Origin of the sequence: Streptomyces sp. NPDC001663 (assembly GCF_042893105.1) — a bacterium.
In the GTDB taxonomy this organism is placed as follows: domain Bacteria; phylum Actinomycetota; class Actinomycetes; order Streptomycetales; family Streptomycetaceae; genus Streptomyces.
In genome coordinates this window covers 294397-308448 of the sequence record NZ_JBIAUR010000002.1, presented here as the reverse complement: position 1 = coordinate 308448, position 14052 = coordinate 294397, and the positions used below count along the sequence as shown (strand labels likewise).

Genomic DNA, 14052 nt, shown 5'->3' with positions numbered 1-14052 from the left:
ATGCAAGTGAGATCCGTCCTCGCGTCAGTCAGCCTGCTGGCCGGCGCCCTCGTCGCGCTGAGCGGCGCCCCGGCACAGGCCGCGAGCGCCACGCAGTACGTGTCGCCGAGCGGCACCGACAGCGCGGCCGGCACCCAGTCCGCCCCGACGACGCTCGCCACCGCGATCAGCCGCATCGCGTCCGGCGGCACGATCTACCTGCGCGGCGGGACGTACAACTACTCGTCGACGATCACGGTCCCGGCGGGCAGCAACGGCACCTCCAGTGCCCGCACCACCCTGTCCGCCTACCCGGGCGAGACACCGGTGCTCAACTTCTCGGCGCAGAGCGAGAGTTCGTCGAACCGCGGGCTCCAGCTGAACGCCGACTACTGGCACCTCTACGGGATCACCGTCCAGCACGCCGGCGACAACGGCATCTACGTCGGCGGCAGCAACAACGTCGTGGAGCGCGTGGTGACGGCGTACAACCGCGACACGGGTCTGCAGCTGGGCCGCATCTCCTCCAGCACCCCGAGCTCCCAGTGGCCGTCGAACAACCTGATCGTGAGCTCGGAGTCGCACGACAACGCCGACTCCGACGGCGAGGACGCGGACGGCTTCGCCGCGAAGCTGACCACCGGCACCGGGAACGTCTTCCGCTACGACGTCTCCCACAACAACATCGACGACGGCTGGGACCTGTACACCAAGACCGACACCGGCGCCATCGGCCCGGTGACCATCGAGTACTCGCTGTCCTACGGCAATGGCACGCTCAGCGACGGCACCGTGAACTCCAACGGCGACCGCAACGGCTACAAGCTCGGCGGCGACGACATCGCGGTCAACCACGTCGTGCAGCACAGCATCGCCTACCGCAACGGTCATCACGGGTTCACGTACAACAGCAACCCCGGCAAGATGACCATCTCCAACAACGTCGGCGTCGACAACGCCGAGCGCAACTTCTCGTTCGACGCGGGCACTTCGGTCTTCCGGACCAACACCTCGTGCCGGTTCGCCGTCAGCGGCTCGAACGACAAGACGGTCGGCGACGCGGACAGTTCGAACCAGTTCTGGACGGGCACCAACGGCTCCCGCTGCTCTTCGTACAGCGGCAGCCTGGGCTGGTCCTTCGCCTCGGACGGGAAGCTCGCGGTGACCTTCGGAGGGAAGGTCGTCACGCCGTAACCGAACCTGGCCGGACCGACGAAGGGGGCCCGTACCACTCCGGTCGTACGGGCCCTCTGCCTATGCGGCGTCGGCCGGGGGACGCAGTCCGTCGAGCGCGGTCCGGAGGATCGGCCCGAGATACCGGTCGTCGCCGTGGATCGTGGCGATGGCGATGACCATGTCGAGGATCTGCTCGAGCGTGAGGTCGTCGCGGACCTCGTGCGCGTCCTGTGCGGCGGCGAGCAGTGGACGGCCGGCGGCGAGCACCCGGTCGCGGTTCCGGCCGAACACGGGGTTGCTGCCGTCCGAGTGCTTGAGCAGCTCGGCGGCGACATGCCGCTTCCTGGTGGAGAAGGCGAAGAAGGCCTCCAGCCAGGCCGCGAGCACCGCCCCGGGCGTCGCACCCTCGACGGCCTGGGCGGCCTCGCAAACAGCGCTGACCTCGTCGGTGTAGAGCGCCTCGAGGAGCTCCCGGCGGCCGGGGAAGTTGCGGTAGAGCGTGGCCATGCCGACGCCCGCGCGGCGCGAGATCTCGGCCATCGACACCTGGGCGTCGGGCGCGGCGAACGCGGTGCGGGCGGCGGCAAGGATCCTGTCGCGGTTGCGCTCGGCGTCGGCACGCTTCGCGGGTGGTCGGGGGGCCGGTCGGGACATGGGTGCAGCCTATCCAGCACTAAGCGGACAGGCTATCCGCTACAGTGATGTGGACAGGCTATCCGTTTAGCTGCGGGGCGAGTTCTGCCCTGCCGCCGCGAGCTGCCCGCGGCCGTACAAGGAGCTTCTTCATGGACTACCGACCCCTGGGACGCACCGGCGTCTCGGTCAGCCAGCTGTGCCTGGGCGCGATGATGCTCGGCGCCTTCGGCAACTCCGATCACGAGGAGTCGGCGAAGATCATCCACCGCGCCCTGGACGCGGGGATCAACTTCATCGACACCGCCGACTTCTACTCCGCCGGCGAGTCGGAGGAGATCGTCGGCAAGGCGCTCGCCGGCGGGCGGCGCGACAACGTGGTGCTCGCCACGAAGGTCGGGCTGCCGTTCGGCGAGGACCCCAACCACCGTGGAACATCACGGCGTTGGATAACCGAAGCGGTCGAGGGCTCGCTGCGCCGCCTCGGCACCGACCGGATCGACCTCTACCAGGTGCATCGCCTCGACCCGGCCACCGATGTCGACGAGACCCTGGGCGTGCTGTCCGACCTGGTGCGGGCAGGCAAGATCCGCGCGTTCGGCGCGTCGACGGTCCCCGCGTCCGAGATCGTCGAGGCGCAGTGGACCGCCGAGCGCCGCGGCCGCGAGCGCTTCCGCACCGAGCAGCCGCCGTACTCCCTGCTGGCCCGCGCCGTCGAGTACGACGTGCTGCCGACCTGCCGGCGCCACGGCCTGGGCGTCCTGACCTACAGCCCGCTGGCCGGCGGCTGGCTCTCGGGCCGCTACCGCAGGGGCGGGGAGATCGGCGGGCCTGGCTCGGTCGTCCGGCAGAGCCGTTTCGCCGCCCTCTACGACGCCACGTCCGCGGCGAACGCGGCGAAGCTCGACGCCGCCGACGCGCTCGGCGCACTCGCCGACGAGGCCGGAATGACCCTCGTCCAGATGGCGATCGCCTTCGTCACCCGCCACCCGGCGGTCACCTCCGCCATTGTCGGCCCACGCACGATGGAGCACCTCGAGTCCTACCTCGCGGCCGACGACATCGACCTGCCCACCGACGTACTCGACCGCATCGACGAGATCGTCCCGCCCGGCCACACGGTCAACGTCGCCGACAACATGTGGGGTACGGCGACGTCGGCGCTGGAGGCCACGGCCCGCCGCCGGTAGAACATCAGCCGCCGGACCCGCGCCCCTCAAGGGGCGCGGGTCTGTGCCGATTTGCGGCTCCACCGCGCGGGCGCGACCAGCCCCCACCGACCCGCAGCCGAATCACGGCACCTACAGCGGAGCGCCCACGTTGCGCAGCCGCGCGAACGACGTGTCCAGCCCCCGCTTCAGCATCCGCGCCACCGGCGCCTCCACGAACCGGTGCACCAACCAGCTCAGCACCAGGAACCCGGCGATCACGACCGCGACCAGCAGCCGCGGGTCCATGGTGTCCCGCAGACGGTTGATGAGCGCCGTACCGGCGACATAGTGCAGCAGATACAGCGGATACGTCAGACTCCCCGCGGTCACCAGCCACCTCCACCGGATCCGGTCCGTCGCACCCAGCGCGATCGCGACCATCACCAGCAGGAACACGGTGAAGATGACGGCACTCCCCCGCCACCCCGACACATGCTCGTTGTTGTCGATCCTGAGGCCCAGCTGCCGCTGCCCCATCAGCCACGCCATCGCGAGGATCCCCCACAGGAGGAGGTCCTGCCCGAAGCGGTGCATCAGATACAGGGCCAGCCCGGCGATGAAGAACCACGCGCCGTCCGGGTTGGCCACCAGCGTCAGCAGGTGGAACTTCGCCACCGGGGCCAGCATGGCCGCCGCACCCCACACACAACAGAAGACGACGACCTTGCGGTACGTCAGCCCGGTGGCGACGACGACCATGAAGAGCAGGTAGAAGCGCAGCTCCGACCAGAGCGTCCAGTACACCCCGTCGACGCTGTCCACACCCGAACCCGACTGCAGCATCGTGAAGTTGAGCAGAATGTCGCGCAGCTTCAGCCGCTCCCAGACACCCGGCACCGCCACCACCACGGCCGTGGTGAAGGCGATGGCGAACCAGTACGCCGGGTAGAGCCGGATCACCCTCGAGACGAAGAACTGCCGCGGGGTGCGTCCCCAGCAGGACATGCAGATCACGAAGCCGCTGATGACGAAGAAGATCTCGACGCCGATCCAGCCGTAGGTCGCGAAGCGGAACACCGTCGGCATGACCTCGGACGCCGGTCTGCCCCAGACGAGGTTGTCCGGCTGGTCGACGCGCCAGCTGCCGGCGTAGTGGTGCACGGCGACCATCAGCGCGGCGACGAGCCGTATGCCGTCGATGGCGTACAGCCGCGGACGCTCGCGGCGGAGCGGGGCCGTCTGACGGCGGACCTGTACCGCCCGCAACTGCTGCGTCGGCCGGTCGACCATCACGGACATCGGCGATCATCCCCTGTCTGGCTGCTCCGGTTCCTCACGCTAGGGCGTCACAACCGCCCCACAGATGGAAGACAGGGGCATTCGGGGCATCGGCGGGGCGAATTGCGCCAAGTCTCTACGACGAGTCCCGCGCCGCGTCCCGCAAGGTTTGCCGAGACTTCACCGCGCAACCGTCGGCCCCGTCCGGCGCAGGACAAGCGAAAGGGCCCGTACGACCGAAGTCGTACGGGCCCCTTCAGGAGCTCGCGCTGGAGCTACCAGGTCAAATCAACAAGGTCACTTGTTGATCTTGGTGACCTGGCCGGCGCCCACGGTCCGGCCACCCTCACGGATGGCGAACTTCAGGCCCTCTTCCATGGCGATGGGCTGGATGAGCTCGACCTTCATCTCAGTGTTGTCGCCGGGCATGACCATCTCGGTGCCCTCGGGGAGGGTCACAACACCGGTCACGTCAGTCGTACGGAAGTAGAACTGCGGACGGTAGTTGTTGAAGAACGGCGTGTGGCGGCCACCCTCGTCCTTGGACAGGATGTAGGCCTGCGCCTCGAACTCGGTGTGCGGGGTGACCGAGCCCGGCTTGATGATGACCTGGCCGCGCTCGACGTCCTCGCGCTTGATGCCGCGGAGCAGCAGACCGACGTTCTCACCGGCCTGGCCCTCGTCGAGCAGCTTGCGGAACATCTCGATGCCGGTGACCGTGGTGGTGGTCTTCTCGGTCTTGATGCCGATGATGTCGACGGTCTCGTTGACCTTCAGGACACCACGCTCGATACGGCCGGTGACGACCGTACCGCGACCGGTGATCGTGAAGACGTCCTCGATCGGCATCAGGAACGGCTTGTCGACGTCGCGCTCCGGCTCCGGGATGGCGGTGTCGACGGCGGACATCAGGTCCAGGACCGACTGGCCCCACTCCTTGTCGCCCTCGAGCGCCTTGAGCGCCGAGACCTTGACGACCGGAACGTCGTCGCCCGGGAACTCGTACTCGGAGAGCAGCTCACGGACCTCGAGCTCGACGAGCTCCAGGATCTCCTCGTCGTCCACCATGTCGGCCTTGTTCAGGGCGACGACGATGTACGGAACACCGACCTGGCGGGCCAGGAGCACGTGCTCCTTGGTCTGCGGCATCGGGCCGTCGGTGGCGGCGACAACGAGGATGGCGCCGTCCATCTGCGCCGCACCCGTGATCATGTTCTTGATGTAGTCCGCGTGACCGGGGCAGTCGACGTGGGCGTAGTGACGGGTCTCCGTCTGGTACTCGACGTGCGCGATGGAGATGGTGATACCGCGCTGGCGCTCTTCGGGAGCCTTGTCGATCTGGTCGAACGCCGAGGCCTCGTTCAGGTCCGGGAACGCGTCGTGCAGCACCTTGGTAATGGCGGCCGTGAGGGTCGTCTTACCGTGGTCGATGTGACCGATGGTGCCGATGTTGACGTGCGGCTTAGTCCGCTCGAACTTCGCCTTCGCCACTGGGGTCCTCCTGTGGAGTGGTTCTGTACGCCTTACTTCATCGGCGCCAGGTGATCTTTGCTGTTAGTGCCCGGGCCCCGGGGCATTCCCCCACGATTGGGGAGGAATGCCCCGGCAGGCTCCGGAGTCAAGCCTACGGCGTGTGAACGCAGCGCGTTGACCGCGGTGTGTTACTCGCCCTTGGCCTTCGCGATGATCTCCTCGGCGACGTTCCGCGGAACCTCGGCGTAGGAGTCGAACTGCATGGAGTAGCTCGCACGGCCGGACGTCTTGCTGCGCAGGTCGCCGACGTAACCGAACATCTCCGAGAGGGGCACGAGGCCCTTCACGACGCGGGCACCGGCCCGCTCCTCCATGGCCTGGATCTGACCACGGCGGGAGTTGATGTCGCCGATGACCTCACCCATGTAGTCCTCGGGCGTGGTGACCTCGACGGCCATCATCGGCTCGAGCAGCACGGGGCTGGCCTTGCGCGCGGCCTCCTTGAAGGCCTGCGAACCGGCGATCTTGAACGCGAGCTCGGAGGAGTCGACCTCGTGGTAGCCACCGTCGATGAGCGTGACGCGGACGCCCGTCATCTCGTAGCCCGCGAGGATGCCGAACTGCATGGCCTCCTGCGCACCGGCGTCCACCGAAGGGATGTACTCCTTCGGGATACGGCCACCGGTCACCTTGTTCACGAACTCGTACGAGGCGTCGCCGCCCTCGATCGGCTCGATCGCGATCTGCACCTTGGCGAACTGGCCGGTACCACCAGTCTGCTTCTTGTGCGTGTAGTCGACGCGCTCGACGGCCTTGCGGATCGTCTCGCGGTAGGCGACCTGCGGCTTGCCGACGTTGGCCTCGACCTTGAACTCACGGCGCATACGGTCGACCAGCACCTCGAGGTGCAGCTCGCCCATACCACCGATGATGGTCTGGCCGGTCTCCTCGTCCGAGTGGACCTGGAAGGACGGGTCCTCCTCGGCCAGGCGCTGGATCGCGACGCCCAGCTTCTCCTGGTCGCCCTTCGACTTGGGCTCGATGGCGACCTGGATGACCGGCGCCGGGAAGTCCATGGACTCCAGGATCACCGGGGCCTTGTCGTCGCTCAGCGTCTCACCGGTGGTGGTCTGCTTGAGGCCCATCACGGCGACGATGTCGCCGGCGCCCACCGACTCGATCTCCTCACGCTTGTTCGCGTGCATGCGGTAGATCTTGCCGATGCGCTCCTTCTTGCCCTTGACGGAGTTCAGCACGGCGGTGCCGGACTCCAGGCGACCGGAGTAGATCCGGACGAAGGTGAGCTTGCCGAGGTGCGGGTCGCTCATGATCTTGAACGCCAGCGCCGACAGCGGCTCGTCGTCGGACGGCTTGCGCTTCACGACCAGCTCGGGGTCCTTCACGTCGTGGCCCTCGATGGCCTCGACGTCGAGCGGGGTCGGGAGGTAGCGCACGACCGCGTCGAGCAGGGGCTGAACACCCTTGTTCTTGAACGCGGTACCGCAGAACACCGGGGTGACCGTGGTGTCCTTGGACTTGCCGGACGCGATGGTGATGCGACGGATCGCGGCGTACAGCTGCTCCTCGGTGGGCTCCTCGCCCTCCAGGTACAGCTCCATGATCTCTTCGTCGTTCTCGGCGACGCCCTCGATCAGCTTGCCGCGGTACTCCTCGGCAGCCTCGGTGTGCGTGGCCGGGATGTCGACGACGTCGTACATCTCGCCCTTGGCGGCCTCGGCGGACCACACGAGCGCCTTCATGCGGACCAGGTCCACGACGCCCTTGAAGTCGGCCTCGGCGCCGATCGGAAGCTGCATGACCAGCGGCTGGGCGCCCAGGCGGTCCGAGATCATGTCCACGCAGCGGTGGAACTCGGCGCCGGTACGGTCCAGCTTGTTGACGAAGCAGATACGCGGCACGCCGTAACGGTCGGCCTGACGCCACACCGTCTCGGACTGCGGCTCGACACCGGCGACACCGTCGAACACCGTCACGGCACCGTCGAGCACACGCAGGGAGCGCTCCACCTCGACGGTGAAGTCGACGTGCCCCGGGGTGTCGATGATGTTGATGGTGTAGTCGTTGTCCTCGAGCGGCCAGTGACAGGTGGTCGCAGCAGACGTGATCGTGATGCCACGCTCCTGCTCCTGCTCCATCCAGTCCATGGTGGCAGCGCCGTCGTGGACCTCACCGATCTTGTACGAAACGCCGGTGTAGAACAGGATCCGCTCGGTGGTGGTCGTCTTGCCCGCGTCGATGTGGGCCATGATGCCGATGTTCCGCACCTTGGCCAGGTCAAGTGAAGTGGTAGCCATAAGGCTTCAGTCTTCTCTCGGTCTCGATGTGGGTAGCGACTACCAGCGGTAGTGCGCGAAGGCCTTGTTGGACTCGGCCATCTTGTGGGTGTCCTCGCGCTTCTTCACAGCGGCACCAAGGCCGTTGGAGGCGTCGAGAAGCTCGTTGAGCAGACGCTCGGTCATGGTCTTCTCGCGACGGGCGCGGGAGTAACCGACCAGCCAGCGCAGCGCGAGCGTGTTGGCACGACCGGGCTTGACCTCGATCGGAACCTGGTACGTCGCACCACCGACACGGCGGGACTTGACCTCGAGGGTCGGCTTGATGTTCTCCAGCGCGCGCTTCAGCGTGATGATCGGGTCGTTGCCCGTCTTCTCACGCAGACCCTCCATGGCGCCGTAGACGATGCGCTCGGCGGTGGAGCGCTTGCCGTTCAGCAGCACCTTGTTGATGAGCGACGTGACAAGAGGAGAGCCGTAGACCGGGTCGATGATGACCGGGCGCTTCGGGGCGGGGCCCTTACGAGGCATTCTTACTTCTCCTTCTTGGCGCCGTAGCGGCTGCGGGCCTGCTTGCGGTTCTTGACACCCTGGGTGTCGAGGGAGCCGCGGATGATCTTGTAGCGAACACCCGGCAGGTCCTTCACACGGCCACCACGCACGAGCACGATGGAGTGCTCCTGCAGGTTGTGTCCCTCACCCGGAATGTAAGCGGTGACCTCGATCCCGCTGGTCAGACGCACACGCGCGACCTTACGCAGGGCCGAGTTCGGCTTCTTCGGGGTGGTCGTGAACACACGCGTGCAGACGCCACGACGCTGAGGGGAACCCTCGAGTGCGGGCGTCTTGTTCTTCTCGACCTTGTCCTGCCGGCCCTTGCGGACCAGCTGCTGGATCGTAGGCACTACTTCTCCGGTTTCTGTGTGCCGATGGGTACAGCTAACCTGGAACATCGCCGACCCACGCGGTCGGGTGTGTCGAATCCGGCGGACTCCCGCCGCAAGGCGAAAAGAGCACAGATTACGGTGGCCGCTCACAGCTCGCGATGCGGTTGAAGGCACGCACGAGAGCCAGGGCACACCCCAGGCACAAGGTCTGAGCGTACCTACCTCAAACGCTACGGTCAAAACAAATGGGCCGCGCCCGCATCGCCATGCAGAGCATGTCAAGACCCTGCGCCGTGCATGATCTTCGAATTCACGTTCCAGACACGTCGAGGGGCTACGTCATCGCAGCTCACCCCTTATGCGGACGCCAGCCCCGCCGCGATGAGGATCGTGATGATCAGCGCCCATCCCGCGACCGACAGCCAGCCCAGCACCAGCCCGGTCATCGCGAGGCCCTCACCGCGCTCACCGGTGCGCTGCATCTCGCTGCGCGCGGTGTGACCGAGGATGACCGCGGGGATGCCGGTGAGACCGGCGGTGAAGAGCGTGAGCACCCCGCAGACCATGGAGCCGACCGCCTTGCCGTTGGTGGGCGCCGCGACCGGCAGGAAGGTCGCGGGGACGGGCGGAACGGGCCGGGTGACCGGTACGGGACCCTGCGGCAGGTCGGCGACGAGCAGCGCCAGCTCCCCCACGGTCCGCGCCGTGTAGGCCCGGGCGACCCGCTTCTCGAACTCGGCGTGCTCCAGCCGCCCCTCCCCGTACCCCGCTCTGAGCACATCGACGGCCCGCTCGCGGTCGGCGTGCGAGGCGAGCATGGCCGGGGCGCTCTGCCCCTGCCACGACTGCCCGAAGTCCTGCGCGGGAGGTGCGGCGGTCTCCCACGGCTGCGGAAGCCTCTGGCCGTGCCGCGAGGCCTTCTGCCAGGGCTGCGGCACGTCCTGCCCCGACTGCGGGACGTCCTGCGCCCGCTGCGGGTCGCCCTGCCCCGACTGCCAGGGTTGCCATGACGGATTCGACACGAGTACCTCCCCGAACCCCCGAGTCCCTCCATGATGCGCCGCGGGGGCAATTCCGGCACAGGGTGCGTCGTACGACGGTCCGCGCCGGCGTTCTCCCTCCGCTCCGCGGCCTGTTCGCGCCGGTCGTAGATCATTTCGCGTCGTTGGCCGATTCGCGCTCTTTCCGATCCGGCGGTCCTGCGCCTTCAGTACGTTGATCCGTTCGCAGCGAAGGATTCGGGGGACGAGCGTGACGAGGACGGCGGTGTACTCACCGGACGACGGAGGCCTGGACGACCGGGTGCCCTTTCTGGCGCGTCTGGAGAGCGGGGACCGCTCTGCGCTGCTGGCGCTCGGCCGCCGGCTGGACTTCGCGGCGCGCATGATCCTCATCCACCAGCACGAGCCCTCCTCCCACGTCCTCTTCCTGGTGCACGGCTGGACCAAGGTGACGGCCGCGGCGGCCAACGGCTACGAGGCGCTGCTCGCGCTGCGCGGCCCCGGCGACATCGTCGGCGAGTCGGCGGCGCTCACCGGGCGGCCGCGGTCGGCGACCGTGACCGCGCTGGAGCCGGTGCGGGCGGTGGCCGTGGAGCACGAGCGCTTCAAGGACTTCCTGGGCCGCTCCCCCGCGGTCTCCTTCGCCCTCCTCGGCCTGACCGCGGACCGCACCCGCGCGGCCGACCGGCGCCGGCTGGAGTTCGCGTCGATGAGCGTGCGGGAGCGCTTCGCCGTCCTGCTGCTGGACCTGGCCCGCACCCACGGCCGCCGTACCGACGAAGGCATCGAACTCGCCGTGCCCCTGAGCAAGCAGGAGCTGGCGGGCTCGGTGGGCGCGTCCCGGGAGATGGTGCAGCGGCTGCTGCGGGAACTGCGCGACAAGGAGGCGGTGGTGACGGGCCGCCGGGCGCTTCTCATACGGCGGCCCGATGTGCTGCGGCGGATCGCGGCGGCCGACCCCTCGTCGGGGATCCCCTCACCGCAGGGGCCGCGCGAGGAGTGATCCCGCCGTCCTCGCACGGCTCTTCTGTGCACACGGTCACAGAACGAGTGGGTCATACGCCCTCACCACCCAGGTCACGCGAACGCCACTCTGCTGCCCTGCACCGCACACCCCCCTCGGAGAGGCGACCATGACCGACCCCGTGAGCCGCACGATCCTGTTGCTGGACATCGAGAGGTTCAGCGACCGGGACGACGTGGAGCAGGCGTATCTGCGGCGGATGCTCTACGACATCACCGACCGCGCGCTGGCGACCGCCGGCATCGACGAGACGCTGCGGCTGCGGGCCGACCGCGGGGACTCGGTGATGGAGCTCATCGACGCGAGCGCCCCGGTCACGGCGCTGCTGCGCAGCCTGCTCACGGAGGTGCCGGCGCAGCTGCGGACCGTCAACAGGATGGCGTCGAGCTCCGCCCAGATCCGGCTGCGCGGCGTCGTCGCCACCGGCCATGTCGCCGTGGACGAGTACGACGGCTGGGTCGGCTCCGACCTCAACCACGCCTGCCGTCTGCTGGATGCCCAGGTCCTGCGCGCCGCGCTGCGCGAGCGCGCCGACGACTTCGCACTGTGCGTGTCGGACCCCCTGTACGCAGGAGTCGTACGGCACGACCACACCGGCATCCCCAAGGCGGAGTTCCACGCGGTGACGGTGGACAGCAAGAACGGACCGCTGAAGGCCTGGCTGCACGGCCCGGTGCCGGGCGGTGCGGCGGGTTCGGCGGATGAGGACCACGGTGACACGGGGGCGGGGGAGGCGTCGGGCGGTTCGGGGGACCGCCCGACGCCGCGCGTCCCCCCGCAGGGCGGCCCGGCGCCGGACCGGGGAGCCCCGGCGCCGGGTCCTGTCTTCAACGGTGCCGTCACCATCGGCGGCGGCACGGTGAGCGGCGACCAGAACAACGTCACCGGCAATCAGATCGGCGGCGACTTCACCATCGGCAGCAAGAACCGCGGGCGCGGTGAGGGCTCGTGACCACGCCCGATCAGCAGCCTCCCGCGTCCGGACCGGCGCCGGACCAGCCCCAGGCCGACCCGGACGCGAAGGACGAGGCCCGAAGAGAGGGTACGGACGACGAGTCCGAGGAGCGCGACCAGCCGCAGGACGCCTGGGCGGCCCGGCGGGACCTGGTCGACCACAGTCCGCGGAGCATGAGCATCGGCGCCCAGGCGCGCTTCGGCGGCGGCACGGTGGGCGGTGACCAGAACAACGTCACCGGCAACCAGGTCGGCGGCGACGTGATCATGGGGACCAAGGCGGTCTACCAGTTCTCCATACCCGGGTTCGCGTCGTCGGGGTCCGCGTCCGGCGAGGTCCCGGCAAGCACCCTGGAGCGGCTGGCCGAGTACTTCGTCGCCGACGAGGAGGTCGTCGCCGGCCTGCTCGAGCGGCTGCGCCGCGACCACGTCCTCGTCCTGTCCGGCGCCCGCTTCACCGGCCGGCGCACGGCCGCACTGATGCTCCTGCACCGCCTCGGCCTCTCCTGCGTCCGCACCCTGGACCGCACCACCGAGCCGAGTGCCCTGGCCGAACGGGTCGCCGCCCCGGACACCGACGAGGACCCCTCGCGCGGATACGTCCTGTGCGACCTGGCCACCCGCCGCGACCGCCCGCTGCGCGAGCCGCAGCTGCTCGCCGCCCGCGACCGGCTCGGCGAGCACGGGTACCTGATCGTCACCGTCGACGACACTGCCGTACTGGAGGACGTGGCGTTCACCGCGGCCTGGCGCCCGCCCGCCGCCGCCGACGTCCTCGCCGCCCATCTGCGCACCCGCACCGACGCCGAGACCGCCGCCAAGCTCCTCGAACTCCCGGACGTCACCGACTTCCTGAACCGCAGCCACCAGCTGCGCGAGGTCGCCGCCTTCGCGCAGCTGCTCGCCCGGCACTCGGCGGGCGAGGTCGGCGCGGACGCGGTGGCACAGTTCTCGCTGGTCTCGCTGGAGAACCAGGTCCAGGAGTGGTTCGAGGAGGACGAGGCCTCGATCCACCTGCGGGACAAGGCGTTCCTGGTGGCCCTCGCCGCCTTCGACGGGGGCCCGTACGCCCTCACCGCCGAGGTCAGCGACCTGCTCTACCGCCTCCTCCAGGAGACGTGGAACCGGTCCCAGGTACCCGAGGTCCCCGTCTTCGGCACACACATCGGCAAGCGCCTCCGGCTCGCCCGCGCGGAGAGGTTCGAGGAGGACGAGCACACCGAGTGGGGGCCGGTGCCCCAGCAGAAGGCCAGGTTCGTCGACGAGCGGGCCGCCCTCGTGCTGCTGCGCGAGGTGTGGCTCGGCCATCCGTCCGCCCGGCCCGCGCTGATCGGCTGGCTGCGCCGCCTGGCCGACGACGGCCGTCCGCTGGTCCGCACCCGCGCCGCGTCCACCGTCGCGGTCCTCGCCCGCACCGACCTGCCCTCGGCGATGGCACTGGTCGTCGAACCCTGGGGCACCTCCAAGCTGTTCCGGCACCGGCTGGTCGCCGTCAACGCACTCACCCTCGCCCATCTCATCGGCACGCCCTACGTCCCGCGCATCCTCGACGGCTGGTGCGAGGGCCCCGACCCGCGGCTGCGCTGGGTGGCCGTACGGGCATACGGGCTGATCGGACCGGAACGGCCGGAGCAGGCGCTCGCCGCGCTGCGTGGCGCCGTACGCAGGCTGTACGAGGACAATCCGGACGACCTCGACGGCGAGATGGCACGTGAACTCGCCGAGGCAGTGGACCTGCTGTTGCTCTCCCCCACCGGCAACCGCGCCCTCGGCGAGCTGCGCGCCCACATCGACGACGGTCGGCCCGTGCGCGAACTCTCGCTCCGTGGCTTCATGAGCGCCTGCACGCACAGACAGGAGGACGAGCGGTACGGCAATCCGCTGGTTCTCGCCTGGTACTCGCGTGCGGTGGAGACGGGCGCGAGCGGGGCCGACAACATCCCCTTCCTGTGGCGGGCCGCGCTCGCCGACCCACGAACCACCACTCTCGCGCTGGCCGTCCTGCAGGACTGGGTGCTCATCGCCGACCGGGCCGAAGCGACCGAATGGGCGCTGGCCGCCCTGCTGCCCCGGCTCGTCACCACGCCCGCCGAGCACGACCGGCTGAGCCATCTGCTGCGGACCATGCCCGGCGAGGACGGCAACCCCCCGCCGCTGGTGGCGGCCCGGCTCCTGACGGTCCTCCCGGTCCGCAGCTGACCC

Annotated in this window: 12 protein-coding genes; 5 read left to right on the top strand and 7 right to left on the bottom strand. The window is 69.0% G+C overall.

What is annotated here, in order from left to right; translation table 11 throughout:
- Nucleotides 1-1173 (top strand): right-handed parallel beta-helix repeat-containing protein, encoded by a 1173-nt coding sequence (locus ACFY1L_RS07700; protein ID WP_388819751.1) that lies wholly within the window; start codon nt 1-3, stop codon nt 1171-1173.
- A gap of 60 nt (nt 1174-1233) precedes the next feature.
- Here ACFY1L_RS07700 and ACFY1L_RS07695 read toward each other — a convergent pair whose 3' ends face one another.
- Nucleotides 1234-1809: a TetR/AcrR family transcriptional regulator gene (locus tag ACFY1L_RS07695; RefSeq protein ID WP_388819748.1), complete on the bottom strand. Its 576-nt coding sequence runs from the start codon at nt 1807-1809 to the stop codon at nt 1234-1236.
- A gap of 131 nt (nt 1810-1940) precedes the next feature.
- Between ACFY1L_RS07695 and ACFY1L_RS07690 the strand changes: the two genes are divergently transcribed.
- Nucleotides 1941-2978, top strand: coding sequence for an aldo/keto reductase (locus tag ACFY1L_RS07690; RefSeq protein WP_388819746.1), 1038 nt, complete (start codon nt 1941-1943; stop codon nt 2976-2978).
- Between the two features lie 111 nt (nt 2979-3089).
- On the opposite strand, the gene ACFY1L_RS07685 is transcribed toward ACFY1L_RS07690, so the two are convergent.
- The 6 genes from ACFY1L_RS07685 to ACFY1L_RS07660 form a co-directional block, all read right to left on the bottom strand.
- Nucleotides 3090-4238 (bottom strand): acyltransferase family protein, encoded by a 1149-nt coding sequence (locus tag ACFY1L_RS07685; protein ID WP_388819743.1) that lies wholly within the window; start codon nt 4236-4238, stop codon nt 3090-3092.
- A 276-nt stretch (nt 4239-4514) separates the two neighbouring features.
- Nucleotides 4515-5708, bottom strand: coding sequence for an elongation factor Tu (tuf, locus tag ACFY1L_RS07680; protein ID WP_361265053.1), 1194 nt, complete (start codon nt 5706-5708; stop codon nt 4515-4517).
- Between the two features lie 170 nt (nt 5709-5878).
- Nucleotides 5879-8005 (bottom strand): elongation factor G, encoded by a 2127-nt coding sequence (gene fusA, locus ACFY1L_RS07675; protein WP_361265056.1) that lies wholly within the window; start codon nt 8003-8005, stop codon nt 5879-5881.
- A 39-nt stretch (nt 8006-8044) separates the two neighbouring features.
- Nucleotides 8045-8515 carry a 30S ribosomal protein S7 gene (rpsG, locus tag ACFY1L_RS07670; protein ID WP_003992340.1) on the bottom strand — a complete coding sequence of 157 codons (471 nt, stop codon included), beginning with the start codon at nt 8513-8515 and terminating at the stop codon, nt 8045-8047.
- 2 nt (nt 8516-8517) lie between these two features.
- Nucleotides 8518-8889 (bottom strand): 30S ribosomal protein S12, encoded by a 372-nt coding sequence (gene rpsL, locus ACFY1L_RS07665; RefSeq protein WP_003948652.1) that lies wholly within the window; start codon nt 8887-8889, stop codon nt 8518-8520.
- 338 nt (nt 8890-9227) lie between these two features.
- The gene (locus tag ACFY1L_RS07660) at nt 9228-9893 is read right to left on the bottom strand and encodes a DUF1707 and DUF4190 domain-containing protein (RefSeq protein ID WP_388819740.1); all 666 of its coding nucleotides are present in this window, start codon (nt 9891-9893) and stop codon (nt 9228-9230) included.
- Nucleotides 9894-10122: 229 nt separating this feature from the next.
- On the opposite strand from ACFY1L_RS07660, the gene ACFY1L_RS07655 reads away from it, so the two are divergent.
- From ACFY1L_RS07655 to ACFY1L_RS07645, 3 genes are all read left to right on the top strand, one after another.
- Nucleotides 10123-10875: a Crp/Fnr family transcriptional regulator gene (locus ACFY1L_RS07655; RefSeq protein WP_388819737.1), complete on the top strand. Its 753-nt coding sequence runs from the start codon at nt 10123-10125 to the stop codon at nt 10873-10875.
- A 130-nt stretch (nt 10876-11005) separates the two neighbouring features.
- Nucleotides 11006-11848, top strand: a complete 843-nt coding sequence (locus tag ACFY1L_RS07650; protein ID WP_388819734.1) for a hypothetical protein — start codon at nt 11006-11008, stop codon at nt 11846-11848.
- The gene (locus tag ACFY1L_RS07645; RefSeq protein WP_388819731.1) at nt 11845-14049 is read left to right on the top strand and encodes a hypothetical protein; all 2205 of its coding nucleotides are present in this window, start codon (nt 11845-11847) and stop codon (nt 14047-14049) included. Before ACFY1L_RS07650 ends, ACFY1L_RS07645 begins: the two co-directional genes overlap by 4 nt.
- The last annotated feature ends 3 nt before the right edge of the window (nt 14050-14052 follow it).